Source organism: Stenotrophomonas maltophilia (assembly GCF_004920835.1).
GTDB classification, from domain to species: Bacteria; Pseudomonadota; Gammaproteobacteria; order Xanthomonadales; family Xanthomonadaceae; genus Stenotrophomonas; species Stenotrophomonas maltophilia_AQ.
The window spans coordinates 133030-159801 of record NZ_QFHO01000008.1; the positions used below are offsets into that span (position 1 = coordinate 133030).

Here is a 26772-nt window from a genome sequence, read left to right on the forward strand (position 1 = left end):
ACGGTATTGGACGGTCGCCGGTGGCGGCAACATCATCGGTATCCCACGACAGATGACCAACTACAAGGGAGACCACATGAAGAAGACACGTCGGCTGCGCGATCTGCTTCGGCGGGGCAGCGTGATCGCACCGGGCGTATTCGATGGCTTGTCGGCACGCCTGGTGGAGCTGGCCGGCTTCGATGCGGTGTACGCCAGCGGCGGGGCCATCGCACGTTCGGCCGGCGTGCCGGACATCGGCCTGCTCGGTCTCAGCGAAGTGCTTGCGCAGGTGGAACGGATCGTCGATGCCTGCGATCTGCCGGTGATCGCCGACGCTGACACCGGCTTCGGCGGCACCGCGAATGTTGAACGTACGGTGCGCGCGTTGGAAAGGGCAGGGGTTGCCGCCCTGCATATCGAGGACCAGGCCTTCCCCAAGCGCTGTGGCCACCTGGATGACAAGACGCTGGTGGACGTGGGCGAGATGTGCACGAAGATCCGCGTCGCCTGCCAGTCGCGGATCGACCCGGAGCTGATGATCATCGCGCGTACCGACGCCATCGCCTGCGAAGGCCTGGACGCGGCGATCGAACGCGCGCGTGCGTATGTGGAGGCGGGCGCGGACATGATCTTCGTTGAAGCACCGGAAACGCTGGAACAGATCGAGGTGATTTCGCAGCGTGTTCCCGGGCCGAAGTTGATCAACATGTTCCACAGCGGCAAGACGCCGCTGGTGCCGGTGGTGCGGCTTGCCGAACTCGATTACCGGTTGGTGATCATTCCCTCGGACCTGCAACGCGCGGCGATCCGGGCCATGCAACGCACCCTGCAGGAGATTGCTGTGACCGGTGACAGCGGACGTGTCGCCAATGCGCTGGCCAGCTTCAGCGAGCGCGAGGAGATCGTGCGTACCGGTCGTTATCTGGCGCTGGATCGCGCCTGAGTCGAGGAAGCCTGCCGGGGGCAGGGAGGCGGCCTGTGCAATCGTGGCGTAACGGCCATTCATCCTGCACGCGGCATCGCCACGGCAATCCTCTACCATGGGCCACCCCGCCCGGACCTGCCCTGATGCATGACGCCCTTGTTGCCCAGCCCAAGCCCCCCGTCCCGAGGATCGCGGCCTGGCTGATGATGCTGCTGGGCATGTGGCTGGCGTTGAAGCTGGGCCTGGTGGTGACCCTGCTGTCGGGCCTGCTGGTGTTTCAGCTGACCCACCTGCTGGCTTCCACCGTGGAGGGCAAGCTGCCGCCAGGCCGGGCGCGGGCCATCGCGGTGATCGTGCTGTCAGCGGTGATCATCAGTGCGCTGGTGCTGGCCGGAATCGGCGTGGCGTCTTTTTTCCGCAACGAGACCGGCGGGCCGGACGCGTTGCTGGCGCGGCTGATGGAGATCCTCAATTCGTCGCGGCACCAGGTGCCGGCGCTGCTGCAGCCGTACATCCCCGAGGACATGCCGGCACTGCGTACGGCGCTGAACGACTGGGCCGCCGAACATCAGCGCCAGCTGGGCGTGGCCGGTACCTCGGTGGTGCAGGTGGGTGTACGCGTACTGATCGGTATGGTGCTGGGCGCGATGATCGCGCTGTACGACGAACTGCCGCTGCCGAAGATGGGCCCGCTGGCGCAGGAGCTGATCGGCCGCACCAGCCGCCTGGCCACCGCGTTCCGCCAGGTGGTGTTCGCGCAGGTGAAGATCTCGCTGCTCAACACCGTGTTCACCGCCATCTTCCTGCTGGGCGTACTGCCGTTGTTCGGCGTGCACCTGCCGTTGTCCAAGACCCTGGTGCTGATCACCTTCATCGCCGGCCTGCTGCCTGTGGTGGGCAACATCATCTCCAACACCATCATCACCATCGTCGCGCTGTCGGTTTCGTTCTATGTGGCGGTGGCGGCGCTGCTGTACCTGATCGTGATCCACAAGCTGGAGTACTTCCTCAACGCACGCATCGTCGGTGGTGAGATCCAGGCCCGTGCCTGGGAGCTGCTGCTGGCGATGCTGGTGATGGAAGCGGCGTTCGGCCTGCCGGGCCTGGTTGCCGCGCCGGTGTTCTACGCCTATGTGAAGCGCGAACTGGTCGACCAGCGCTGGATCTAGTACGGCAGGGTGTGACGCATTTGCCCCGACCAGGCGCTTGGTGAGGCCTTGCCGGCGCATTCGCGTTGACTGCGGTATACCCGTGGTCACGGTTCGCGCGGCACTGGCTTGGCGCTACCGGGACCGGCGGCTACAGTGATCCGCACTTCAGGGGAAATTTGCATGGCCGGCAAGGCATCGCCCATCGGGTTGCGGACCTGGGTCTGGATCCTGGCGGGGTTGTTCGTGGTCTGTACGCTGCCGTTGATGGCCATCGCGCTGGTCCAGGGCACACTGCGCTACAGCGCCGCCGAAGACAATCTGGTCAGCCTGCGCCAGCTGCGGCAGACCTTCGACCTGGCCAACCTGGTCTCCGCCGAACGCGGCCCGGCCAACAGCCTGCTCGGCGCCGACCCGGCCGATGCCGCCGAACACGCGCGGCTGGCTGCGCAGCTGGCGATGGCGCGCAGGCGGGTGGATACCTCGATGCAGCAGCTGGACAGCGTGTTCAGGGCTGCTCCCAGCGTAGTGGATGAGCAAGGCCTGCTGGCCGATGCGCAGCGTCGGCTGAAATCGGCGCGTGCGGCGGTCGACCGCGTCACCGCGCAGCCGCAGGAGGCGCGCCGGGTGGAGGAAGTGGAGCGGGCGATCAACAGCATGTTCGCGGTCGTCGACCGGCTGCACCTGCTGACCTCGGCGCAGATCAATCTGCTGGTCAGTGTCGACCGTGAAGCAGCCATTCCGGCGATGCAGGGCCAGGTGCTGATCGATCTGCGCGAGCATGGCGGTCGCCTGGCGTCCAATGTAATGGCACCGGTGGCGGTGCGGGGTGCTTGGCGCGACGAACAGGTACGCGCTGCTCTGCAGACCGAGGGCCGCCTTCTGGAGCTGTGGCGGCTGGCTGGCAGCCACCAATCGGTGTTCCGCAGTGACCCGGCGCTGTCCTGGCATTGGGATATGGCTCGCCGGCAGTTCTTCGGCGAGTCGCTGCCGATGATCGAGCAGCTGATCGAGGACGGTCGCCGCGGCGTGCCGCCACCGTGGACCGCGGCCGAGTTCACCGCACGCTACGTGCCGACACTGCAGTCGCTGGAAGCGCTGCGTGATGGTTACCTGAGCGTGTCCATCGCCCGTTTCGAGCGCACCCGCAACCGCGAGGCGACGCGGCTGGCAGTGCTGCTGGCGACTGCGCTGGGCACGCTGGTGGTGCTTGGGGTGGCCCTGCGCATTGCCCATCTGCAGATCCTGCGGCCGTTGCTGCAGGCACAGCGGCAGGTGATCCAGATCGCCTCCGATGTACCCGGGCCGGAGCAGCACGTCACCCATCCGCTGGCCGAAATGCAGCGCCTGTTCGATGCCATCGAAGTGCTGCGCGAGAAGTCGCGGGAGCGCTCGGCGTTGACCAGCGAGCTGCGCCAGCTGGCCGGTACCGATGAGCTGACCGGCCTGCTGAACCGGCGCGCGCTGGAGGAAGTGGTGCAGCAGCGGCACGCCGAGGGTGAGGCCAGTGCGGTGGTGATCCTGCTGGACGTCGACCGCTTCAAGGCGATCAACGATGGCCATGGCCACGATGCCGGTGATCAGGTGCTGGAACAGGTGGCACAGCTGCTGCAGCGCCACCTGCGCCGCAGTGACAGCATTGCCCGCTACGGTGGCGAGGAATTCCTGGTGCTGTTGGCCGACGGTGATCTCGCGGGTGGCCTCCGCCTGGCGGAGTCGCTGCGCCTGGCGCTGCAGCAGCTGGACATCGTAATCTCGGGTGGCATCGAACTGCGGGTGACCGCCAGTTTCGGCGTGGCCCAGGGCGGCACCGATGCACTGGGCTGGCGCACGCTGCTGCGTGCCGCCGATGCCGCCATGTACCAGGCGAAGGCGCAGGGCCGTGATCGCGTCCGGGTGGCCGGTGGTGGGCGCGTTCCGCGCTGAAACGCCACGTTCATCGCTGGCGCACGCAGTGCCATCTAGACTGACCCTCTGATCGCTTGGAAGGAGCCATCATGACCGCTCGCCCTGTTGTCGCCGCAGTGCTGCTGGCCGGGTTGTTGGCCGGCTGTACCTCCACCGCTTCGCAGACCGCTGCGGATGCGCCGCGCCATCCTTCGATCGCCGCGGACCTGAGCCCGGTGCCGGCCTTCACCGGTGGCGGTGCGGGTTGGAGCATCGAGATTGCTTCTACCGGCAAGGGCAACCACGATGCCAGCCTCAGCGCTGACGGCCGCACCCACAAGGGCACGCTGCGCTATATGGGGCAGCCGGCGGATGCACCCAGCTCGCTGATCGTGCTCAACGGCGAACTTGGCAGGCAGCCGGCCGTCGTCGAGATCAAGCGCGAGTCGTGCCGCACTGCCGAAGGTGTCGATACCCTGGCCAGCGTACAGGTGACGATGGAAGGGCAGCCACAGCACCGCGGTTGCGGCCACCTGGCGGTGTATTGAGGTCGCGCGACGGCATGCTTGAGATTCCCACGCTTTACACCGAACGCTTGCGGCTGCGCCCGCAACGGCTCGATGACTTCGAGGTCTACGCCGCGTTCCTGGCATCGCCGCGCGCGGGCGGCATGGGCGGTCCGTTTGGTGAGGTCGCCGCGTGGGGGCAGTTCTGCCACGATCTGGCCAGCTGGCAGTTGTTCGGCCACGGTGCGCTGATGATCGAGCGTGGTGACAATGGTGCCTGCATCGGCCAGGTTGGTATCAACCACGGTCCGCTGTTCCCGGAAAAGGAACTGGGCTGGCTGCTGTACGACGGCCATGAGGGGCAAGGGTTCGCCACCGAGGCGGCCGGCGCGCTGCGCGACTGGGCCTTCGTGGTGGCGCAGCTGCCGACCCTGGTCAGCTACATGGCGCCGGACAATATGGCATCACAGGCCGTTGCGCAGCGGCTGGGCGGCGTGCTCGATGCGCAGGCCGTGCGCAGCGATGCTGGCGATCTGGTGTACCGCTACAGCGCGGGATAGCGTTGGCCGCTGGCCGGCATTACCTGGGCGCGGGGTGTCCCGCCCAGTCACCGATGCCGTCCAGTTCCGGTGCCAGTGCGTGCTCGGCCGCACGCCGCAGCAGTGCCGGTGCGACGTAGTGGCGATGCGTGCTGTCGATCAGCGCCATGTAGATGCGACCGAACGCATTGTGGGTCTGCACGCGCGAACCGAGACTGATCTCGACGCCACCATCCGCACGCAGCTGCACCCGCACGCTGCTGCGGAAACGCAGATGGCGGTCGTCGGCACCGAGCAGGACTTCCGCGCAGTGGTCATCTGCATCGACCCGCGAATCCAGCACTGGATAACGGCCAACAAACAGCCGGCTGCGGTCATTGGACAGCAGCGACGATACCGGGCAGCCCAGCGGTGAGGTGCGCAGCCGCAACGGCGCAACCAGGCGGTTGCGCAGCGCCATCAACCGGCCCACGCCGCTGGGGGGATTGCGCAGGAAGCCTTCCAGTACCTCGGCCAGCAGTGTCGACGCGGAACGCTGCCGCACCTGCGTACTGTCCAGCAGTAGCGTAGTCAGGTCCTGGTAGTGGCTGAGCGGTAGCGCGGTGGCCAGCAGGCCGTCGTTGTGTGGCGGCTGCGACTGGATGGGGTAGGCCGGCGTAGCGCGTTCGACGAACCCACGCAGCGGCTGCAATGTGATCCGCCGCAGCGGGCCGAACCATGCGCGGGTGCGCGCGCATAGCCGGGCACGCAGGCTGGGGGCCGCAGCCTGCAATGACAGCTGTACCAGCGGTGTGGCCGTCAGTGCGGCGGCCGTTGGCCAGCAGGCTTCCGGCAGTACGTCGGTCAGGCTGGGAATGTCGCCGGCATTGCGCTGTACCTGCGCACGGGTGTGCTCGCTCATCGCACCGGCCAGTTCATTGCTGTGGCACGACAGCGCGAACAGCGCCGGATGGTTGCGGTGGTTCGATGCGAACTGGTGCCAGGTGCCGCCGCCGAAGCGCACGGTGAACAGGCAGTCCGGCGGGATGCGGACGCGCCGCAGCGTGCGCGCGAAGACGCCGGGATCGCTCGCCAGCTCGGCGTCGGAAGCGCTGGCGAAGCGCAGCTCGGCACCAGCGCTGCCGGCGATGGCCGTGAACATGCGTGGACCGGCATGGCGATGGAACGGATGGCCACCGGCACCAACAGAGAAACTGTACAGCGAGGACGGATCACCCTGCTGCAGATGCATGCCGCCCAGCCGTGCGGAGGGCTCATCCAGCGCATCGATGAAGGCCGGATGGTGGCGCTGGCGCTGGCTGGCGTCGGTGATCAGTGCATCACCGGCACCGATGCCCAATTGCGCGATCAGCGTGACTTCGGTCGGGCTGGCTCCTTCCCGGGCGGGAAGCTTGACTGCTGGAAACGAACGGCGGTCGCGGGTCGATCCAGGCATGGTCGCGCTCCTTGGCAGGGATGCTCAGCGGGCAGGGGACTTGCGGCGGGCGCGGGCTTCGCGCTTGAGCGGGCCACCGACCGGACAGACTTCAGCGGCCCAGGAGAACAACGTATTGGCCAGGCGGTCCGGCACCTGCCGGAAGTACACGAACTGGCCACGCTTCTCGCGTTCGATCAGCCCGGCTTCCTCAAGGATGCGCAGATGGCTGGACAGCGCGGGCTTGCTGAAATCGAAGCGCTCGGCCAGTTCACCCGCGCTGAGCTCGCCGGCGCTGAGATAGGCCAGGATCTGTCGGCGGGCGGTGGAGGCGAGGGCTTCGAAGATGCGGTCCATGGCGAGTTAATTAACTAATTCGTTAATTGATAGTCCTCCCGCTACGGCCGGCTGTCAAGCGTTGGCCAGTTGCACGGCCCGCATGCCCTTTGCCATCCTCCCTGTTGCTTTCCGCCCTTGGAGTTCCGATGCGCGCTGCGTTCTGGCTGGTCCTGGCCCTGCTGCCCACCCTGGCAGTGGCACAGCCCGCGCGCACGACCAAGGGCAACGCCCCCGCGCAGGACCCCTTCAGCGAACTGTTCGATACCGCCTGCATGCAGCACATCGGTGCCCCGGCGCGGCTGCAGTCGTTGATGGAATCCAATGGACTGTCGCCATTGCAGCCTGCCGAAGCGGCCACGCTGCTGCAGGGCCAGCCGGGCGTGGCCTGGATGGTACCGCTGGCCAGTGGCCGCTATGCGGTGAGCTGGGCCGACGATGGCACCTGTACGGTATATGCGGAGAAGGCCGATGCGGCGGTGGTGCAGAAGGGCTTCGCACGGTTGATGCTGGCCGCACCGAAGCCGTTGCAGGCACGTTCGTTGCCTGGGCGCGGACCGCTGTCGGCCGACCAGGTCGCCATCCAGTACGGCTGGGCCGCACCTGGCCAGAGCAGGCTGCAGGTCCGTTTCCGCCTGGTCACGCGGCAGGCACCGGAGGCCGGCGTGCAGGCGATGGCGTCGGCGACCCCGGGTGAGGCGATGCTGGAACAGGCCGCGCCCGTACGCTAGCGCCGGGCCAGGCGCGGGGGCCACGCCCGCGATTCAGCTTTTCACCGGGGATGTGGTATATCGTTTATCGATAAATTCACCCCGGGGCGGCGAAGCCATCCCAACACCGGAGGCCGCTTGACCGCTCGTCCCGCCCGCGCCAGATCCGCGCGAGGCTTGTTCACCCTGGCCCAGGCCGCCGTACAGGCCGTCCGGGCAATGTGCTGGCTGGGCATCCTGGCCGCACTGCTGGCCGTGCCGCTGGTTGCCCACGACCGTCGCTGGCTGCTCGACAGTGTCCACGACGCCAATGCTGCCGCCGCGCATGGCAACGACCTGTTCCTGCATTTCTGCCTGGGCCTGGGCGCGATCGTCGCGCTGCTGGTGCTGTGCCTGGTGTTCCTGCGCCACCTGCTGCGGCTGCTGGCATCGGCGGCACGCGAGCGGCCGTTCACCCATGCCAATGCGCAGCGCCTGCAGCGCATGGCGTGGTTGATGCTGGCGATGGAACTGCTGTCGATCCTGATCGGCGCCTACGCCGCATGGATGGGCCCGGACTTCACCTGGATGGAAGTCGGTGGCGGCATGTCGATCACCGGCCTGGTCGCGGTGCTGATGCTGTTCGTGCTGGCGCGCGTGTTCGCGGTGGGTGCGGCGATGCGCGATGACCTGGATGGCCTGATCTGATGGGTATGTACTGATGGCGATCGTCATCACCCTGGACCGCATGCTGCAGGAGCGGGGCATGACCCTGTCCGAGCTGGCCGGGCGCATCGACATCACCCTGGCCAACCTGTCGATCCTGAAGACCGGCAAGGCACGCGCCATCCGCTTTTCCACGCTCGATGCGATATGCCGCGAACTGCAGTGCACACCTGGCGACCTGCTCGGGCATGACCCGGCGCAGGCGCAGGAGGCTGACTGAGTGTTTCCCCTTTTCCCTTACCTACTGACGAAACGGACCTGAAATGGAATGGTTGGCTGACCCCTCGATATGGATGGGCCTTGCAACCCTGGTCGTGCTTGAGATAGTTCTCGGCATCGACAACCTGGTGTTCATCGCGATCCTCGCCGACAAACTGCCGCCGCACCAGCGCGATCGCGCGCGGGTGATCGGCCTGGCCCTGGCCCTGCTGATGCGGCTGGTGCTGCTGGCCGCGCTGGCATGGATCATGAAACTGACCGAGCCGCTGCTCACGCTGTTCGACCACAGCTTCTCCGGGCGTGACCTGATCCTGCTGGGCGGTGGTCTGTTCCTGCTGTTCAAGGGCACGATGGAACTGCACGAACGGCTGGAAGGCCGCGAGCATCACGAAGATGGCAAGAAGGTCTATGCCAGCTTCGCGATGGTGGTGGCGCAGATCGTGGTGCTCGATGCGGTGTTCTCGCTGGACTCGGTGATCACCGCGGTCGGCATGGTCGACAACCTGGGCGTGATGTATGCCGCGGTGACCATCGCGATGGTGCTGATGCTGGTGGCCAGCAAGCCGCTGACCCGCTTCGTCAACAAGCATCCCACGGTGGTGGTGCTGTGCCTGGGCTTCCTGTTGATGATCGGTTTCAGCCTGGTGGCCGAAGGCCTGGGCTACAAGATTCCGAAGGGCTACCTGTACGCGGCCATTGCCTTCTCGATCCTGGTCGAAGCCTTCAACCAGTGGGTGCGTTTCAACCGTGAGCGCAACGAGCGCCGCCAGCCGTTCCGCCAGCGCACCGCCGACGCCGTGCTGCGCATGCTCGGCGCGCGTCCGGCCAATGGTCATCACGATGAAGATGCGAGCGAGCAGGTGGATGCCGAAGAGCGGTTGCAGCCGGCCGAGCACGAGATGATCCGCAGCGTGCTGGGCCTGGCCGATCGCCCGGTGTCGAGCGTGATGACCGTGCGTGCCGACGTGCAGTGGATCGACATGGCGCGTGGGCCGGAGGATGTGGTGGCACGCCTGGTGGCGTCGCCGCACACTCGCTTGCTGGTGGGCGATGGCGATCTGGACAGTCTGCGCGGCGTGGTACAGAGCCGCGACCTGCTGGCCGACCTGCTGCAGGGCAAGCCGCTGCAGCTGGAAGCCAACCTGCGCGAGCCGCAGTACGTGCTGTCCAGTGCCAGCGCATTGCAGGCGCTGGAACTGATCCGCCAGCACCCGGTGCCGCTGGCGGTGGCGGTGGACGAGTACGGCAGCGTGGAAGGCCTGGTGACCGCCAACGACCTGCTGGCGGCCATTGCCGGTGACCTGGTCGACACCCAGGACGAACGCTATGGCGTGGTCGCGCAGGGTGACGATTGCTGGGAGGCCGATGGCGCGCTGACCCTGGACGATCTGCAGCGGCTGACCGGTGTGTCGCTGCCGCGCAGTGACGACTACATGACCATCTCCGGGCTGGTGCTGGAACAGCTGGGTCGCCTGCCGGACGTTGGCGATGCGGTGGGTGTGGCCGGTGTACGCGTCACTGTGCTGGCGATGGAGAAGCGCCGCATCACGCGACTGCGGGTGGAGCGCCTCGACGGAATGGCTTGACCTACCTGTTGTTGTAGAGCCGAGCCCATGCTCGGCTGCATGTTGAGAAGCCGAGCATGGGCCCGGCTCTACATTCAAAGCAGCGCCGCATGGCCCGGCTCTACACAACACTGCCGGCAACCGTCACCATGGCGGGCCCGTTTTCCTTCCCGGATGATTGCAGTGCTGAGTACGATCGGTTTGTTGATGGGCCTGTACGTGGCCTGGCGCCTGTTCTGGCCGCTGCGTATGCCCACCGGGCTGAAGGTGGTGCTGTCGCTGCTGCTGGTGGGCGTGGCCGTGCAGCTACGCATTGTTGCTACCTTCTGGGGCACGATGGCCTCGCCGGAAATTCCGAAGCTGTCCATCGCCTCGTTGGCCACGGGTTCGACTGCCGTACTGCTGCTGGCGCTGGTCCTGCTGGTGCTGGACGCGGGCCTGCTGGTGTCGCGCATCCTGCGCAGGCCACGTGCTGTATCGGCGTTGCGCGCGCCGAAGCTGCGGCCGGTGGCGGGTGTGCTGGCGCTGCTGGTCAGCGGCTATGGCGTCAGCCAGGGCATGGCCGTACCCGAGCCCCGGCAGATCGAAGTGAGCATCGCCGGACTGCCGGCTTCGTTCGACGGCTATCGCGTGCTCCAGCTGACCGACATCCATGCCAGCCGCCTGTTGACCGGTGACTGGGTGCGCAAGGTCGTGGACGAGAGCAACGCACTGAAGCCGGACCTGATCGTGATCACCGGCGACCTGATCGATGGCAGCGTCCAGGCCCGCCGCGATGACGCGCGCCCGTTGGCTGACCTGCAGGCGCCCGACGGCGTCATCGCCATCACCGGCAACCACGAGTACTACGCGCAATACCAGGAGTGGATGCAGGCGTTCCGCGCGCTGCACATGCAAGTGCTGGAGAACAGCCACCTGCAGGTACGACGCGGTGATGCAGCGCTGACCATCGCCGGCGTCACCGACCCGGTGGCGGCCCGCTATGGCCTGCCTCTGCCGGACCTGGAGGCCGCGCTGGCGGGTGCCGATCCGGCGGCACCCGTGATCCTGCTTGATCATCGCCCGCGCAATGCACGCGAGGCGGCGGCGCGTGGCGTCAAGCTGCAATTGTCCGGACATACCCACGGCGGGCAGATCATCGGTATGGACCAGCTGGTGAAGCGTGCCAACGGTGGCTTTGTCTCCGGCCGCTACGACGTGGATGGGATGACCCTGTACGTGAGCAACGGTGCAGGCCTCTGGGCGGGTTTCCCGGCACGCATCGGCGTGCCATCGGAAATCACCCTGATCACCTTGCGCCGCGCACCGGTCTGACCCTGCACGCAGGTGCACCGCGCCATCACCCTGCGCATGACACCCTGCGGCGATGAATGAAATGACGGCGACGCGGCAGCGCTCGATGTGGGTGGCCGGCTTGTCCACGGTGGTGGAGTGGTACGACTTCACTCTGTACCTGTACTTCGCCACGGTGTTGTCGCGGGTGTTCTTCGGCGGCGGCAAGGAGGCGATGCTGGTCACCTTGGCCGGCTTCGCGGTGTCCTATCTGATGCGCCCACTCGGTGCACTGTGCTTTGGCCACCTGGGCGACCGGCTGGGCCGGCGTTGGATGCTGCTGGCGTCGATGGCCTTGATGGCGGCGGCGATGCTGGCCACTGCGCTGCTGCCGACTGCGGCCACCGCAGGTGCCACGGCGGGAGTGCTGCTGCTGGTGCTGCGCTGCGTGATGGCGTTCTCGGTAGGAGGCGAATACACCGGCGTGGTGGCGTACCTGCTGGAAAGCGCGCCGGTGCGGCGACGCGGCCTGGTGACCTCGTTGGCTTCGGCGGCCAGTGAAGTGGGTGCGCTGCTGGCAGTGGCGATCTCCGCGCTTACGGTTGCGCTGCTGCCCAGCCCGCAGCTGGACAGCTGGGGCTGGCGTATTCCCTTCTTCGTCGGCGCGGCGTTGGCGGTTGTGATCCTGGTCGCGCGCTCGGGCATGCACGAGTCGCCGGAGTTCGAACGCCAGCGTCGCGAGGGCAGTATTCCGGCTACGCCGCTTCGCCACGTATTGCGTAACCATCCGCTGGCGGTGGCACGCACCTTCGCGATCTCGGCGCTGGGCTCGATCACCTACTACGTGGGCATCACCTATGTGCCGGCGTTCCTGCATGCACAGGGCCACGACGAGGGCGATGCGTTGTGGCTGTCGACGATTGCGGCAGTCGCGGTCATCGCGATCACGCCATTGTGTGGTGCCTTGTCCGATCGCGTAGGGCGACGGCCGATGCTGCTGGGCCTGACCCTGCTGGCAGCGCTGCTGCCGCTGTCCCTGTTCGCGTGGATGGCGCAGGCGACGGCGCTGGGCATCGCGCTGGCGGCGGTGCTGCTGGCCTGTGTAGCCGGTGGTGTGAGCGCGGTGGCGGCCCCGGCCACGGCCGAGCAGTTCCCCGGCGAAGGCCGGGTCAGTGGGCTGGCACTGGGGGTGACCATGGCCACCGCATTCTTCGGCGGGGCAACACCCTGGCTGGCGCAATGGTGGGTGGAGCGCAGCGGCTGGGCGGCCGCGCCGGGCGCGATGATCGCGCTGGTGGCGGTGCTGGTGTTGCCAGTGCTGTGGACCCTGCCCGAGACGGTCCCGGGCAGGGCCAAGCGCTAGGCGATCAGACCTTCAGGGTCTGCTCGATGTCGGCCAGTACGGCGGCCGCATCCACGCCGATGGCAATCGACTGCACTACATGGCCGTCCCACACGCTGGGACCAAAGCCCATGCCTTCCGGCTTGGGAATGGTCATCCCACGGGCAACGCCATCGGTGGCCACGCGCACGCTGGCACGTTCGAACTGGAACAGCTCCGGGCGGGTCAGCGCGATGCAGGCGCAGCAGTCATGCACGACCATGCCCTTGTGGCCGGCCTGCAGGTAGAAGTCGACGTAGTCCTGTGACAGCGCACGGACCAGCTCGGCGTCGGCACCGCCGAGGGCGGCCAGCTTGTCCAGGCCGTCGCGGTTCATTTCCACGCGGGTGGTCACGTCCAGGCCGATCGCGGTGACCGGCCAGCTGGCGGTGAACACCACGTCGGCGGCTTCGGCATCGCCCCAGATGTTGGCCTCGGCGGCCGGGGTGATGTTGCCGTTGACGTGGAAGGCGCCGCCCATGATCACCACGCCGCGCACCAGGCCGGCGATGTCCGGCGCCTGCTGCAGGGCAAGGGCCAGGTTGGTCATGCGGCCGACCGCGACCAGGGTCACTTCGCCCGGATGGGCGCGGACCAGGTCGATGATCAGCTGGTGGGCGGGGCGTGCGTCGGCAGCCACGTCCAGGTTGGCCGGCACCGGGTGGTTGCCCAGGCCGTTGTGGCCGTGGATGTGCACCGGCCAGGCTTCCGGAGTGGCTTCCGGCTGCAGCGGGCCTTCGGCGCCGCGCGCGACCGGCGCGGACAGGCCCCAGGCCTGCTTCAGGTACAGCGCGTTGTGGGTGGTCGACTCCACCGAGGCATTGCCGAAGGTGGTGGTGACGCCGATCAGGTCGATCTGGGCGTGCTTGTGCAGGTACAGCAGGGCCAGGGCGTCGTCGACGCCCGGGTCGGTATCGAAAATGACTTTCAGCATGTTGTTGTTCTTCTTCTTCCGTGTGGTGCAGGGGGGCCGGCGGCCTTGCGGGCAGGCCGGCGCGCCCTACATTGTCCCATCTTCATGACAGGCAGGGCCATTGCCGGGGTGGCAGGCCATAATGCCCCCAGTCCAGGCACGGAGCCGCCGAATGCTGATCGTTGCCCTTCTGCTGGTCCTGCTGGTGCTGGGCCTGAACGTGGTGGCCACCGTGGTGATCGCGCAGCGTGACGGCCTGACGGCGGGCGGCCGGACGGTGCAGTTGCTGCTGGTCTGGCTGCTGCCGCTGGTCGGCGCGATCCTGTGCATCGCGGTGGCCACGGCCGATGGCTCGGGTAGCCGGGGGGATGGCGGCGGAAGCTACGACAGCACAGGCGGCTATTCCGGTGACAACCACAGCCATCACAGCCACAGCAGCTCCGACTGCAGCAGTGATGGTGGTGGGGGTGACGGTGGCAGCTGCAGCGATTGAAGCTCTCTGTAGAGTCGAGTCATGCTCGACTGCACTTCGCTCTCAACGCCGCGATGCCCGATCGAAAAGCAGTCGGGCATGGCTCGACTCTACAAAACAGCGGTTGGCCGCGGTCGGTAGCGCCGGGCCATGCCCGGCGAACAATGGCAGGCTCAGCCGCCGCCTGCGGTCGGCAACGGTGCGGGAACGTTCAACAGGCCCCCTGCCGCCACGTAGGCGGCCAGTGCCTGGCCCTGGCTCAGCAGATGGCGTTCCATGGTGCGCTCGGCAGCCTGTGCGTCGCGGCGGCGGAAGCACTCCATCAACTCACGGTGTTCGGCCAGTGACTGCGCGGTGCGCCCGGGGGTCAGCAGCTGACGGCCGCGATGCATCTTCAGGATGCGGTGCAGATCGTGGGTGATGCGGATCAGCCACGGGTTACCGGCGTAATGCTGCACGGTTTCGTGGATCAGGTAGTTGTTGCGGTAGTACTCGGCGATGTTGCCCTCGGCTGCTGCGGTTTCCATCGCCGCATGCAGGTCTTCCAGCTGCTGCACGCCGGCGTCGTCGATGTGCTTGACCGCCTCATGCGCGCAGCGGCCTTCCAGCATCGCCATCACCGGGAACAGCTGGTTGAGGTCTTCCAACGTCAAACGGGTGACCCGGCTGCCACGACCGGCATCGATCTGCACCAGGCCTTCGGCTGCCAGCAGCTTCAGCGCCTCGCGTAGCGGTGTGCGGCTGATGCCCAGTTCTTCGCACAGCGCGGGCTCGTCGATCCACTCACCGGGCGGCAGTCGGTAGTCGTAGATGCGTTCGCGCACGTGTTCGGCCACCTCTTCATACAGAGGCGCGCGCTTCTTCGGTGAACGTGGGGCAGGGGCAATAGCCATGCGCAGAGTGTAACGCCAGGTCGTACCGACCAGCGGTCGGCACGACCGGATGGCGGTTACATCCAGCCCGGTACCACGAACACCAGCCAGGCCAGCAACGGCCCCAGCGCCACCACCAGGCCGCTGTAGACCAGGAAGCGGCGGAACAGGGTCTCGCGTTCTTCCTTTGCGGCGGAGGCCACCACCAGTGCGCCATTGGTGGAGAACGGGCTGACATCGACGATGGTGGACGATACCGCCAGCGCGCAGATCACGCCGGCGGCGCTGAGGTGACCCTGCATCAGGAACGGCACGGCCAGTGGAATCGTCGCGCCCAGCACCGCTGCCGACGAGGCGAATGCGGAGACGATGCCGCCGACGTAGCAGACCAGCAGTGCGCCCAGCAGCGGGATGCCGATGTCGGAGACACCATTCCCGATGAAGTCCACAGCGCCAGCATGTTCCAGCACGCCGATGTAGGTCACCACGCCACAGATCAGCAGTACGGTGGACCAGCTGATGCCATCGACCGCGCCTTTCTGGCTCTGCGGCGAAAGCAGTGCCAGCACCACCGCCACAGTGATCGACACCAGACCTACGTTGAGGTTGTAGATCAGCGCGGCCACGCCCAGGCCGAGCAGGCCGATCAGGGTGAACAACCGTTCGCGGGTCAGGCTCACCGCATCCAGTGCCGCCGGATCATTGCTGAGCGTGCCGCCGCCTGCTGCGACCAGCGCGCCGTGGCCTTCGATCGCGAACTGGCGCGACGACGCCTGCGGGCCACCGGCCATCGCCAGCTCCGCGTTGCCGACTGTTCCCGCCGCGGTGATCGAACCACGACGCAGCAGGGCGATGCCACCGAAGGCGAAGAAGCAGATCGTCGCCATCATGAAGTTGAAGCCCAGGCTGGTCAGGAACACCGCCATCTCGGTCACCTCCAGCCCGGCCTTCTGCACCACGCCGTTGGTGATGCTGCCATACACGCTGATCGGCGAGAAGCCGCCCGCCTGTGCGCCGTGGATGACCAGCAGGCCCATCATCAGCGGGTTGATGTTGTACTGCTTTGCGAAGCGCAGCGCGACCGGGCCGATGATCGCCACCGCTGCCGGGCCCAGCGCACCGAAGGCGGTCAGCACCGCAGTGATCACGAACATCACCCACGGAATGGCCACGATATGGCCGCGCACGGCTTTCACTGCCCAGTGCACCAGCAGGTCGATGGTGCCGTTCTTCTGCGCGATGGCGAACAGGTAGGTGATGCCGACCAGGGTCAGGAACAGATCGCCGGGGAAGCCGGCCAGGACTTCCTTGCCCCCCATGTCGACCCACAGCCCGCCGATGATGAAGGCCAGCGCGAAGGCGACGGCGCCCATGTTGATCGGCATCGCGGTGGCAACGATGAACATGATCACCAGACCGATGATCGTTGCGATTTGTGGACTCATGCGCCCTCCCAGACACGTGGCTCACGTACAGCGCGGATGGAGACCCGCCATCCCGGGGTAAGGCGACGTACTGCGTGTTGCGTGATACGTACTGCTCGAACCCGTTACTGCAGCCGCTCCAGCGCGCTGTGGACCCATGCCGCCGCGCCTTCAAGGCTGTGGAACTCTTCCACCGCGCGCACCTCGCAGCACGGGTAGGCCGGCGCGATCATGCGTGCCAATGCGTTGCCCGGGCCCAGCTGCAGGAACACCCGCGCGCCGCGCTCGAAGGCCTGGCGCATCACCTGCGCCCATTCGATGGTCTGTGCCAGCTGCGCCGACAACGTGTGGACCATCGTGGCGCGATCACGCACCGGGCGCGCATCGATGCCGGCCAGAAGAGGTAGGCGTGGCGCCTGCAGTGACGCTGCTTCCAGTGCGGCGGCAAACGGTGCCACTGCGCCAGCCAGCAGCGGCGTGTGCGCGGGCACATGGACCGGCAGCGGACGGATCTCGGCACCGTGCGACTGCGCGTCCTCCGCCAATGCGTGCAGCGACCGCCATGCGCCGCCTACGATGAAGTGGTCGTAGCCGCTGGCGATCGCGATGAAGGCGCCATGCGCATCGCACAACCGCTGCGTGGCAATGCGGTCAACTCCCAGGACGGCTTGGAGCCCAGCATCGTCGGGGCTGGCGGCATCCATCAGGTGTGCACGCTGCGCGGACAATGCCAGGCAGGTGGCTGCATCGATGCTTCCAGCGATGGCGTGGGCGGCCAGTTCGCCGATGCTGTAGCCCGCGATCACTGTCGGCGTTGGCAACACCTCGCGCAGGCCCTGCCAGTGCGCCAGGCTTGCCGCGCACAGCAGGGGCTGCGCCTGCACATTGTCGAAGCGGTCGTCGGCCGTCGCGGCGGCGAATACATCGCGGCCCAGCAGTTCGCTGGTGGCATCGAGCACCGGCCGTGCGGCAGCAAGGTCGCGCACGCGATCGAACATCGCCGGATGCTGTGCGCCTTGTCCGGGGCAGAGCAGGGCAAGGCTCATGCGCGCTCCTGGTGCAGCAGGAACACGCTGCATGCCAACAGATCGGCGCTGCCGCCCGGGCTCAGCCGACGCGCAACGAAGGCATCAGCGACGAGCTTCAGGCGTGCGCGCCAGTCCGGTGCAAAGGCTCCGCCGGTAGCAAGGAAATCCTGCGCCTGCTGCTGTGCCCAACGCAGGCCTTCAGCACCACCGCGATGCAGCAGGTTGAGGTCGTCGGTGTGGGCGACCAGCTGCATCAGCGTGTGGCACATCGCGGCCTCACGCGTCAGGCCACTGGCCAGCGCATCGCGCAGGCTGGGCAACGCCACCGCGCGCAACAGCGGGTAACCGGCGGCGGCCTGCTCGCGCACGCCCGGCACCTTGTGCCGGGCGCGCGCACGCTGGCCAGGACTGGCTGCATCCAGCGGGGCGTTTGCGAAATCCGCAGCCCAACGGCGTACCTCCAGGCAGACCTGCTCACCCGTGGCGGCATGGCCCAGGCGGAAGCGACAGGCAGCGGCGGTCGCCACCAGCAGGCCGAGGCTGAAGATCGCACCGCGATGGGTGTTGACGCCCGAGGTGGCACGCAGCATCGCTGCTTCGGCCGCGATACCGTGCTGGCGCAACGCATCGAACGGGGATTCCGTAGCGCCGGCGCGGGCCACGGCGGTGAAATAGTGGCGCAGCGCAAACAGGCTGCGCAGGAACGTGCCGGCATCCATGTCGTGGTGGCTGCCGCGATCGAACGGTGTGACCAGTCCCGGCTTCGGTGCCAAGGCCAGTTCTGCATGCAGGCTGGCAACGGCGAGACGCCCCAGGCGCGCGCAGTCCACGGCCGTTGCTGGCCGGACAGTCGGCTGCGCAACGGCGTTCATGCGCTCACCCCGGCGGAGGCGAACACGGACTCGCGCAGTTCCAGTGCGGCGCCTTCCGGGCGCTTGACCAGTACCTCGCGGGTGCGTCCCGCGTACTCCCGCCAGTTCACGGCGGCACCGTCGGCCAGGCACAGCTCGCCATCGACCCGGCGACCGTATCCGGCTTCCCATGCCTGCAGCTTTGCAGCCAGGGCATCGGCCTGCGCGGTGGTGTCGATCCGCCACAGCAGATCGATGTCCGAGCGCGCGTGCACATAGTGCAGTCCAGTGAGGTACTGCCAGGCAAACGCTCCGAACACGCGTGCTGCTGCGATGTCCTGCAACGCCAGCAGGGGACGCTGCCAGTCCGGTGCAAGGTCGCTTTCCAGCACGGCCTGCAGCGTCGGTGGCGGCGCGGTGCGCAGCACATCGCGTGCCGGCACGCGCAGAGCGAGGCGCAGCTTGCCCTCCATCGGGGGCAGCGGCACGCCGAGGCGCAGGCGTGGGTCGGCATCGTCCGCGGCACGACGCGCAACGATGGCCGGCAGACCCTGCGCAAACCAGTTGGCCAGGCGCGGCTCATGCGCAGCGATGTCCGCCTGCCAGCCGGCGCGCGCCGACAACCAGACCAGCGTATGGCGGGGCAGCCGCTCAGGCATCGCCCTGGCTCACGGCTGCCGCCACGCTTGCGGATAGTGTGCGCCCACCACGTTCAGCACCCCGCGCGGCGCGGCAGTCGCCTTCGGCGGGCGTGCGCAGAGCCTGAAGCAGGTGCGTGGCCAGATCGCCATCCCACAGCGATTCCACCGCACCCATTGCCACGTAGTTCTCCACACCCGGCGCGAACACCGGCGAGCTCTGGCTGAGTGCCTGAAGTTTCTCCAGCGGCTGCTTGGTCACCCTTGCCATCGCGCGCAGGTCCATTACCCGCACCTGCGCATCGGGCAGGGCGTGGATGTGGTCAGCCATCAAGCCGAACGACAGGAAGCCGCCGCTGACCGACTCGCCATAGACCAGGGTCACCAGCCGCGCACCGCGTCGGCGAGCCAGATCCAGCGTCTGCGCCAGGTGCGCGAAGTAACCGTTGATGCCAAGCAGTTCGTCACGGCGCGCCAGGCGCTGGCCGGCGGTGTCGACCAGCATCACGATCGGTTGCTGTGGGTGCGCGGCGGTGCTGGCCAGCACGGTTTCGGCCAGTGTCATCGCGTGGTCCACACCCACCTCAAGCTTGTCGGCGGTGCCGATCACGGTCACGTCGCCTTCGTCCGTGGCGGCGCTGCCGGTCAGTACCGAATCGTTCACCGCAATGGCGTGGCCACGCGGAAACAGCGCATCAAGCAGCGCGTGCAGCGGAAGGCTCATGGCAGGCTCCGATCGGCGGTTGCGGCGAGGAAGGCATCGGTGTCCAGCAGCGGCAGCCGCTCGGGTTCGGCGATGCCCTGGAGAGACCAGATCTCAAGTCCATCGCGGCATCCGCCCCAGGCCTGCACGCGTGCCTTCAACGCGGCATGGTGGGCCTGCAGCGCACTCAGTGCCGCATCGGCATCGCTGCTGGCGGTGTCCGGTTGCAGCGCATCGAATGCCGCTTGCGCGAACGCCTCGATGGCATCGGGCACCAGCACCTGCGCCTGGTCGATCAGGTAGCGGTGCTTGCCGCCGGTAACCCGCCAGACCAGCGCGCGGTCGCGGGAATCGAACTCTTCCACGCCGCGAACCGTCTCGATCACCTCCGGCCCGGACAGCGACAGCCGGCCTTCCTCCGACATGATCACGGTGCTGCAGCAGCGGGCGACGATGCCCATGCCACCGAACGCGCCGTTGCCGCTGCCAATCAGTGCCACCACCGGCACGCCTGCAGCGCGCGCATCCAGCGTGGCGCGCATGATCTCGGAAATGGCAATCAATCCCGCATTGGCTTCGTGCAGGCGCACGCCGCCGGTATCGAGCAGCAGCAGTACGCCTTCGGGCCGGGTCGTGGCTGCGCGGCGCAGCAGGCCAGAGAGCTTGGCACCGTGTACTTCACCGACGCCGCCGCCCATGAACTGGCCCTGCTGTGCGGCAAGCAGCACGCGCCGGCCACGCAGGGTGGCTTCACCCACAACGATGCCGTCGTCGAACGCCGCCGGCTGGTCCAGCTGCGCCAGATGCGGGCTCATCATCCGTCGCGCAGGGCCCAGGAATTCCTGGAACGTTCCGGCATCGACCAGGCCGGCGATACGCTCGCGGGCGTCGGCTTCGTAGTAGCTGTGGCGCTGTACGCGGTTCATGGCGTGCCTCCGGCCAGTAGCGTTTCCACTGCCTGGTCAAGGCGCAGGCTGACCACCGCCGGGGTTGCGCCGGCATCGTTGATCGAGATGCGCACATCGCGCAGCGGATGGCGTCGCGCGAAGTCGGTGATCACCGCTTGCCACACGCTGCCGAAGCCCTGCGCGGAGGTGATGATGCGCACCGTCATCGCGCCGTCCAGTGCGGCCGGCTCCAGCAGGATTTCCAGGTTGCCCGATGCCAGCACGCCGACCAGCACCGCATCGGTGGGGAAGTGTGCAGGCGTCGTGCCGTCGAATTGATAGTCAAGGGTTTCCATGCTCTGTCCCTTACCAGTTGCGGAAGCGCTTGGGCGGGTCGTACAGTCCGCCGGACCAGCGAACCAGGTCCTTCACCGAGCGTGCGGCCAGCAGATCGCGGCTGGCATCGCGCACGGAGATACCAAGGTCATCGGGACGGCGGATGACGCCACGGTCGCGAAGGTTCTCCACCATCGCGCGGTCGCGGCCCATGCCCACCGCGGTGTAGCCGGCCACGCCACGGATCGCCTGTTCGCGCTCCTCGGGAGTGCGGCACAGCAGCAGGTTGGCGATGCCTTCCTCGGTCAGTACATGGCTGACGTCGTCGCCGTAGATCATCACCGGCGGCAGCGGCATGGCCGCGCGCTCGGCCAGGTCCCAGGCATCGAGGCGGTCGACGAAGGCCGGCGCCATGTGCTCGCGGAAGGTTTCCACCATCTGCACCACCAGCTTGCGTCCGCGTGGCATCTCGCCCGGCCGCGCGGCTTGCTGGCCCGCCTTGATCCAGGCGTCGCTGGCATGGCGGCGGCCGCGTGCATCCGAGCCCATGTTGGGTGCGCCACCAAAACCGGCAATACGGTCGCGCGTTGCGGTGGAACTGTTGCCCTGCAGGTCGATCTGCAGGGTGGAGCCGATGAACATGTCGCAGGCATACAGCCCTGCGGTCTGCGAGAACGCGCGGTTGGAGCGCATCGAACCATCGGCGCCGGTGAAGAACACATCACCGCGCGCAGCGATGTACTTCTCCATGCCCAGTTCCGAACCGAACGAGTGCACCGATCTGACGAAACCCGATTCGATGGCCGGAATCAGCGCCGGGTGCGGATTGAGCGCCCAGTGCTGGCAGATCTTTCCCTTCAGCCCCAGCGATTCGGCGTAGGTCGGCAGCAGCAGCTCGATGGCGGCGGTGTCGAAGCCGATGCCATGATTGAGGCGGTTCACGCCGTACTCGGCGTAGATGCCCTTGATCGCCATCATCGCCATCAGCACCTGGATCTCGGAGATCTGTGCCGGATCGCGGGTGAACAGCGGTTCGATGTGGTTCGGCTTCGGCGCCTGCACCACAAAGTTGACCCAGTCGGCCGGAATGTCGACGCGGGGAAGGGTGTCGACGATCTCGTTGACCTGGGCGATGACGATGCCGCCACCGAACGCGGTAGCCTCGACGATCACCGGGGTGTCTTCGGTGTTCGGGCCGGTGTAGAGGTTGCCGTGGCGGTCCGCCGCCTGCGCGGCGACCAGCGCCATGCGCGGCGTGAGGTCGATGAAGTAGCGGCCGAACAGTTCCAGGTAGGTGTGGATGGCACCGATCTGGATGCGTCCTTCGGCCACCAGATTCGCCAGCCGCACCGATTGCGGGCCGGAGAACGAGAAGTCCAGTTTCGAGGCGATGCCGCGCTCGAATACATCCAGGTGCGAGGGCAGCGACAGCACCGACTGCACCATGTGCAGGTCATGCACCCGCGCGGGATCGAGGTCGGCCAGGCACTGGGCGAGGAAGTCGGCCTGCTTCTGGTTGTTGCCTTCCAGGCAGACCTTGTCGCACGGCTCCAGCAGTGCGTGCAGCAGCTCGCCGACGTCGGCGGCGGCGACCTCATGGCCGCGTGCCCAGGGCGAAGCACGCTCCAGGCGCGCCTGACGGCTGCGTTCCAACGTATCCCAGCTCGGGTTCATCGACCGGCTTCCGATTGGCGTTGAGATAATTACGCCATAATTACGAACGGGCGTGCAACCCGCAATGCAGCAAAAAGAAGGGCCCGCGCGGAGGCGGGCCCATTCAGGGTTGGGGTGTGCCGACCAACGGTCGGCACCCACCGGTTCGCGGGCCCCTCAGAACTTCCAGCGCAGGCTGGCCGACACGAAGCGTGGTTCGCCGTAGTTGTTGTAGTCCAGGTTGGCCCAGTAGGTCTTGTCCAGCGCATTGCGCACGCTCAGCGTCGCGGTCCAGTTGTCGCTGATGCGATAGTTGGCGTTGAACTGCACCAGCATGTAGGCCGGCTGGTTCACGGTGACCGTGCCGCCCAACGGGTAGGCGATGTTGTAGCCCTGCACCTTGCTCTGCCACTGCAGGCCACCGCCGATGCTCAGGCGCTCCAGCGCGCCGCGCAGCTGCAGCTGGGTGTTGAGCTGCAGCAGGTCCTTGGGCGGGTTGGCGTACAGCAGGTCGGTGGCGGCGCGGGTGACCTTGACGTGGGTATAGCCGGCGTTGACCGTCCAGCCCGGCAGGATCTCGCCGTTGACGTCCATCTCCCAGCCGCGGGCCTTGGTGCCGTTGATGCCGATGTAGGCGGAGGTGCCATCGCTGAGCGAACCGTCCGGCACGCTCATATCACGCACCGCGTAGTTGTCCTGCTTGGCCTCGAACACGGCGGCATTGGCCGTCAGGCGGCCATCGAGCCACTGCGTCTTGATGCCTGCTTCCAGGTTCGAGCCCTGCACCGGTGCCAGCAGGTTCTCGTTGCGGTCCTTGAAGTTCTGCGGATTGAAGATCTCGGTGTAGCTGGCGTAGGCCGAGACGTTCGGGGTGATGTCGTAGACCAGGCCTACGTACGGGGTGACTTCGTCGCTGACCTTGTACGCACCGCTGGTGGCCGTGTAGGCCCCGGTCGCGTTGTACGAGCGGCTGAGGGTTTCCCAGCGGCTCAGGCGTGCACCGGCAATCAGCGACAGCGGATCCGCCAGTCGCAGGCGGGTGGCCAGGTAGACGCCACTCTGCGTGGTCTTGGCCACGCGGCGCGCGCCGGTGCGGCGGTAGGTCACCTCGGAGATGTCGCCGTTCCAGCTGTACACGTTGGGAATGTAGTAGCAGCGGTCGCTGCCGCAGCGCGCCCAGTCGGTCGGGAAGTTCAGTGCGAGCGTGTTGGTGGTGCCTTCAAGATCCGACCACTGCGCACCGAGGGTGACATCGTGGTCGCGGCCGAACAGCGGGAAACTGCCGGTCAGGTAGGCATCGACATTGCGGCGGGTGTCCTTGGAATCACCGGCAGCGGCACGCAGGTAGATGCCCGAGCCGATCACCGGGTCCGGGTTGCCGGTGCCGTACAGGCGTACGTTCTGCACGTTGCCGCGGGTGTAGGCGGTGTTGATCTTCAACAGCCAGTTGTCGCCGAAACGCTGTTCCAGGTTGGCGAAGGCGGTGTTGCTCTCGCGCTTCCAGTAGCTCCACTTCGGCGACAGATTGGTCGAGCGCGGCAGGTGCGCGAAGTTGCCCTGGCTGTCGAAGAACGGCACGGTGCCCCAGGTCGAACCGGTGGGGTTGTTGTCCTGGCTCTGGTAGCCGAGGGTGAGGGTGGTGCTGTCGGTGACATCGCCTTCCAGCACCGCCATGCCGGCCATCTTGTTTTCGTCGTAGCGGTCGTAGTACAGGCCACGATCGGTATAGGCGGCGACCACGCGGCTGCGGAAGCGGCCGTCGGCGGTCAGCGGCGCGGTCACGTCGGCTTCCATGCGGCGATAGTCCCAGCTGCCGGCGCTGACCGAGAACGAGGCGTCGAACTCCTTGCCCGGGCGCTTGCGCAGCAGGTTGACCGTGGCCGACGGCACACCGGCACCGCTGAGCAGGCCGTTGGCGCCGCGGATCACTTCGATGCGGTCGTAGAAGGCGGTGTCGTATTCCTGGTTGGTCGAACCGCTGTAGGTGGGAATGCCATCGACCTGGAAGTCGGTGATGGCGAAGCCACGCGCGTAGTACAGCGGGCGCTGGGTGTCATAGAAGGACACGCTGACGCCGGTGACGTTGCGCATCACATCGTTGATGCTGAACAGCGATTCGTCCTGCAGGCGCTTCAGGCTGATCGCGGTGGCCGACTGCGGGGTTTCCTGCAGGGTGATCGGCAGGCGGGTGGTGCTGGCCGGCGGCGCGGATTTTTCGGCGCGCACGCTGACCCGGTCCAGGGTTTTGGCATCGGCAGCACCATCGACGGCGGCCTCGGCGAACGCCGGAGACGCGACCACTGCGAGCGAGGACAGCAGGGCAGCCGGCAGCAGCGCACGGCGGGGCAGGCGATTACGGAACGTCAGGGACATGGCGGGTTCGAAGCTCGGAGACGGGAAGGGGGCGGCAGCAGTCGTCCAGCACCCGGGGCGGCGGCTTCGGGCACGGCAGGTCCATCTGGGAGAGGCGCGGTCACTGCGCAGTGACGCAAATGTAAATAATTCTTAACAACATTACAATTCTCGTCATTGCGCAGAGGCTTCCCGGCATGCAGCAGCGCCCGTTTGGGGGTCGGATCCTGTTGCCGCAGGCAACGGGCTCTGACCCGCAGCCCTGCAAACGCGAACGGCCACCCGAGGGTGGCCGTCCGTGTCTGCAGCAGGGAGTCTGCCGGGCTTACAGCGCCTGCAGTTCCTCGTTGGCGTTGCGCTTTTCCTTGGCCGGTGCCGGCACCGCTGCCGGCGCGACCGCCGGGGCCGGCGCCGCCGCATTGGCGTCCACCGGCACCTCCAGGTACGGCAGGTGCAGGCTCTGGCTGGTCAGCGTGCGGATCTCATTGACCAGCGCCGCGCTGTCGTTGAGCTTGCGCCCGTACGACGGCACGATCTCGCGCAGGCGGCTTTCCCAGCCGGCCTTCATCTGGTCCGGGAAGGCCTTGGCCATCAGGTCCAGCATGATCGGCGGCGAGGTCGACGCACCCGGCGAAGCGCCGAGCAGGGCGGCGATGGTGTGGTCCTTGTCGGTCACGATCTCGGTACCGAACTGCAGCACCGGGCCCTTCAACGGATCGCGCTTGATGATCTGCACGCGCTGGCCGGCGGTCACCAGCTTCCAGTCGCCCGGCTTGGCATTGGGGAAGTACTTGACCAGTTCGGCCTGGCGATCGGCGTCGTTCAAGCGTGCCTGTGCCATCAGGTACTGCACCAGGTCCAGGTTGTCCTTGCCCACTTCCAGCATCGGGCCGACGTTGTTGTGGTTGACCGAAGAATACAGGTCCCACCACGAGCCGTGCTTGAGGAACTTGGTGCTGTACAGCGCGAACGGCCCGAACAGGACCACCGGCTTGCCGTCCAGCTTGCGAGCATCCAGGTGCGGCACCGACATCGGCGGCGAACCGGTTTCGGCCATGCCGTAGGCCTTCACGCCGTGGCGCGAGGTCACGTCCTGGCCCTGGAAGGCGAGGAACTGGCCACCGACCGGGAAGCCGGCGTAGTCCTTCGATTCCGGAATGCCGGACATCTGCAGCAGCTTCAGCGCGGCGCCACCGGCACCGATGAACACGAAGCGGGCGTGGGTGGTGGACTCGGTGCCGGCCTTGAGGTTCTTCACCGTCACGTTCCAGCTCTTGTCAGCGTTCTGCCGCAGCGCGCTCACTTCGTGGTTGAGGTGCAGGCTGAAGTTCGGGCTGCGCTGCAGGCCGGTGGTCAGCTGGCGGGTGATCACACCGAAGTTGACGTCGGTGCCCAGCGGCATCCAGGTCGCGGCAACCTTCTGCTTCGGGTCACGGCCTTCCATCAGCAGCGGTGCCCACTGCTTGATCTGTGCCGGATCCTCGGAGTACTGCATGCCATAGAACAGCGGGTTCTTCACCAGGGCCTGCTGGCGCTTGTGCAGGTAGGCGATGTTGTCATCGCCCCAGACGAAGCTCATGTGCGGGGTCGGGTTGATGAAGTCGCTGGGCTGGCTCAACCGGCCTTCCTTCACCTGGTGCGACCAGAACTGGCGCGAGACCTCGAACGATTCGGCGATGCCGACCGCGCGCTTGGTCTCGATGCTGCCATCGGGCAGTTCCGGGGTGTAGTTCAGTTCGGCGAAGGCCGAGTGGCCGGTGCCGGCGTTGTTCCAGCCGTCGGAGCTTTCACCGGCGACGCCGTCGAGGCGTTCGTAGATCTGGATGTTCCAGTCCGGCTGCAGTTCCTGCAGGTAGGTGGCCAGGGTGATGCTCATGATGCCGGCGCCGACCAGTACAACGTCGACGGGCTTGTCGTTGCTGGCGGCGGGCACCGAGCGCTTGGTCAGCGGCCAGTACAGGAACAGTGCGGCGGCCAGCAACAGCAGCACGAGCAGGGCGAGCAGAACCTTGCCAAATTTCTTCATGGGGGCGGGATCGTTGGCGGAGGGGAGG

26 protein-coding genes are annotated in these 26772 nt (G+C 66.9%); 12 read left to right on the forward strand and 14 right to left on the reverse strand.

The window, feature by feature from the left end:
• The first annotated feature begins 76 nt into the window (after nt 1–76).
• The 5 genes from DI041_RS08305 to DI041_RS08325 all read left to right on the forward strand — a co-directional run bounded on the left by DI041_RS08305 (nt 77) and on the right by DI041_RS08325 (nt 5008).
• Nucleotides 77–925 (forward strand): isocitrate lyase/PEP mutase family protein, encoded by an 849-nt coding sequence (locus tag DI041_RS08305; protein ID WP_136638419.1) that lies wholly within the window; start codon nt 77–79, stop codon nt 923–925.
• A 125-nt stretch (nt 926–1050) separates the two neighbouring features.
• On the forward strand, nt 1051–2076 hold the full coding sequence (locus DI041_RS08310; RefSeq protein ID WP_046985719.1) for an AI-2E family transporter: 1026 nt from the start codon (nt 1051–1053) through the stop codon (nt 2074–2076).
• Between the two features lie 162 nt (nt 2077–2238).
• The gene (locus DI041_RS08315; protein WP_136638420.1) at nt 2239–3981 is read left to right on the forward strand and encodes a GGDEF domain-containing protein; all 1743 of its coding nucleotides are present in this window, start codon (nt 2239–2241) and stop codon (nt 3979–3981) included.
• A gap of 71 nt (nt 3982–4052) precedes the next feature.
• Entirely contained in the window at nt 4053–4490 is a 438-nt protein-coding gene (locus tag DI041_RS08320) for a hypothetical protein (protein WP_046985721.1), read from the forward strand.
• A gap of 14 nt (nt 4491–4504) precedes the next feature.
• Nucleotides 4505–5008: a GNAT family N-acetyltransferase gene (locus tag DI041_RS08325; RefSeq protein WP_046985722.1), complete on the forward strand. Its 504-nt coding sequence runs from the start codon at nt 4505–4507 to the stop codon at nt 5006–5008.
• 19 nt (nt 5009–5027) lie between these two features.
• Here DI041_RS08325 and DI041_RS08330 read toward each other — a convergent pair whose 3' ends face one another.
• A complete protein-coding gene (locus tag DI041_RS08330; protein ID WP_046985723.1) occupies nt 5028–6422 on the reverse strand; it encodes a DUF2867 domain-containing protein in 1395 nt (464 codons plus the stop codon).
• A 24-nt stretch (nt 6423–6446) separates the two neighbouring features.
• Nucleotides 6447–6758, reverse strand: a complete 312-nt coding sequence (locus DI041_RS08335) for a metalloregulator ArsR/SmtB family transcription factor (RefSeq protein WP_004147836.1) — start codon at nt 6756–6758, stop codon at nt 6447–6449.
• A gap of 128 nt (nt 6759–6886) precedes the next feature.
• On the opposite strand from DI041_RS08335, the gene DI041_RS08340 reads away from it, so the two are divergent.
• The 6 genes from DI041_RS08340 to DI041_RS08365 all read left to right on the forward strand — a co-directional run bounded on the left by DI041_RS08340 (nt 6887) and on the right by DI041_RS08365 (nt 12571).
• The gene (locus tag DI041_RS08340) at nt 6887–7468 is read left to right on the forward strand and encodes an NMCC_0638 family (lipo)protein (RefSeq protein WP_046985724.1); all 582 of its coding nucleotides are present in this window, start codon (nt 6887–6889) and stop codon (nt 7466–7468) included.
• Between the two features lie 198 nt (nt 7469–7666).
• A complete protein-coding gene (locus DI041_RS08345) occupies nt 7667–8134 on the forward strand; it encodes a DUF2975 domain-containing protein (RefSeq protein ID WP_032969209.1) in 468 nt (155 codons plus the stop codon).
• A 13-nt stretch (nt 8135–8147) separates the two neighbouring features.
• The gene (locus tag DI041_RS08350) at nt 8148–8372 is read left to right on the forward strand and encodes a helix-turn-helix domain-containing protein (protein WP_032127628.1); all 225 of its coding nucleotides are present in this window, start codon (nt 8148–8150) and stop codon (nt 8370–8372) included.
• A gap of 43 nt (nt 8373–8415) precedes the next feature.
• Nucleotides 8416–9957 carry a TerC family protein gene (locus tag DI041_RS08355; RefSeq protein WP_136638421.1) on the forward strand — a complete coding sequence of 514 codons (1542 nt, stop codon included), beginning with the start codon at nt 8416–8418 and terminating at the stop codon, nt 9955–9957.
• Nucleotides 9958–10110: 153 nt separating this feature from the next.
• Nucleotides 10111–11250 (forward strand): metallophosphoesterase, encoded by a 1140-nt coding sequence (locus DI041_RS08360; protein WP_136638422.1) that lies wholly within the window; start codon nt 10111–10113, stop codon nt 11248–11250.
• Between the two features lie 61 nt (nt 11251–11311).
• On the forward strand, nt 11312–12571 hold the full coding sequence (locus tag DI041_RS08365) for an MFS transporter (RefSeq protein ID WP_136638438.1): 1260 nt from the start codon (nt 11312–11314) through the stop codon (nt 12569–12571).
• 4 nt (nt 12572–12575) lie between these two features.
• On the opposite strand, the gene DI041_RS08370 is transcribed toward DI041_RS08365, so the two are convergent.
• Complete coding sequence (locus DI041_RS08370) at nt 12576–13523, reverse strand: nucleoside hydrolase (protein WP_046985727.1); 948 nt, start codon at nt 13521–13523, stop codon at nt 12576–12578.
• 151 nt (nt 13524–13674) lie between these two features.
• Here DI041_RS08370 and DI041_RS08375 point away from each other — a divergent pair, with 151 nt between their 5' ends.
• Complete coding sequence (locus DI041_RS08375) at nt 13675–13995, forward strand: hypothetical protein (protein ID WP_136638423.1); 321 nt, start codon at nt 13675–13677, stop codon at nt 13993–13995.
• A gap of 152 nt (nt 13996–14147) precedes the next feature.
• Here DI041_RS08375 and DI041_RS08380 read toward each other — a convergent pair whose 3' ends face one another.
• The 11 genes from DI041_RS08380 to mqo form a co-directional block, all read right to left on the reverse strand.
• Entirely contained in the window at nt 14148–14867 is a 720-nt protein-coding gene (locus DI041_RS08380) for a GntR family transcriptional regulator (protein WP_046985729.1), read from the reverse strand.
• A 56-nt stretch (nt 14868–14923) separates the two neighbouring features.
• Nucleotides 14924–16291 carry an SLC13 family permease gene (locus tag DI041_RS08385; RefSeq protein ID WP_046985730.1) on the reverse strand — a complete coding sequence of 456 codons (1368 nt, stop codon included), beginning with the start codon at nt 16289–16291 and terminating at the stop codon, nt 14924–14926.
• Nucleotides 16292–16395: 104 nt separating this feature from the next.
• Nucleotides 16396–17316, reverse strand: coding sequence for a malonate decarboxylase subunit epsilon (gene mdcH / locus DI041_RS08390; RefSeq protein WP_136638424.1), 921 nt, complete (start codon nt 17314–17316; stop codon nt 16396–16398).
• Nucleotides 17313–18170, reverse strand: a complete 858-nt coding sequence (gene mdcB / locus DI041_RS08395; RefSeq protein WP_136638425.1) for a triphosphoribosyl-dephospho-CoA synthase MdcB — start codon at nt 18168–18170, stop codon at nt 17313–17315. The genes mdcH and mdcB overlap by 4 nt, the downstream gene beginning before the upstream one ends.
• On the reverse strand, nt 18167–18808 hold the full coding sequence (mdcG, locus tag DI041_RS08400) for a malonate decarboxylase holo-[acyl-carrier-protein] synthase (protein ID WP_136638426.1): 642 nt from the start codon (nt 18806–18808) through the stop codon (nt 18167–18169). Before mdcG ends, mdcB begins: the two co-directional genes overlap by 4 nt.
• On the reverse strand, nt 18801–19511 hold the full coding sequence (gene mdcE / locus DI041_RS08405; RefSeq protein WP_136638427.1) for a biotin-independent malonate decarboxylase subunit gamma: 711 nt from the start codon (nt 19509–19511) through the stop codon (nt 18801–18803). The genes mdcG and mdcE overlap by 8 nt, the downstream gene beginning before the upstream one ends.
• Complete coding sequence (locus DI041_RS08410) at nt 19508–20416, reverse strand: biotin-independent malonate decarboxylase subunit beta (protein ID WP_136638428.1); 909 nt, start codon at nt 20414–20416, stop codon at nt 19508–19510. Before DI041_RS08410 ends, mdcE begins: the two co-directional genes overlap by 4 nt.
• Complete coding sequence (gene mdcC, locus DI041_RS08415; RefSeq protein ID WP_046988478.1) at nt 20413–20733, reverse strand: malonate decarboxylase acyl carrier protein; 321 nt, start codon at nt 20731–20733, stop codon at nt 20413–20415. The genes DI041_RS08410 and mdcC overlap by 4 nt, the downstream gene beginning before the upstream one ends.
• Before the next feature lie 10 nt (nt 20734–20743).
• Nucleotides 20744–22387, reverse strand: coding sequence for a malonate decarboxylase subunit alpha (mdcA, locus tag DI041_RS08420; RefSeq protein WP_136638429.1), 1644 nt, complete (start codon nt 22385–22387; stop codon nt 20744–20746).
• Between the two features lie 156 nt (nt 22388–22543).
• A complete protein-coding gene (locus DI041_RS08425) occupies nt 22544–24739 on the reverse strand; it encodes a TonB-dependent siderophore receptor (RefSeq protein WP_136638430.1) in 2196 nt (731 codons plus the stop codon).
• 304 nt (nt 24740–25043) lie between these two features.
• A complete protein-coding gene (mqo, locus tag DI041_RS08430; RefSeq protein ID WP_136640133.1) occupies nt 25044–26744 on the reverse strand; it encodes a malate dehydrogenase (quinone) in 1701 nt (566 codons plus the stop codon).
• Nucleotides 26745–26772 lie beyond the last annotated feature (28 nt).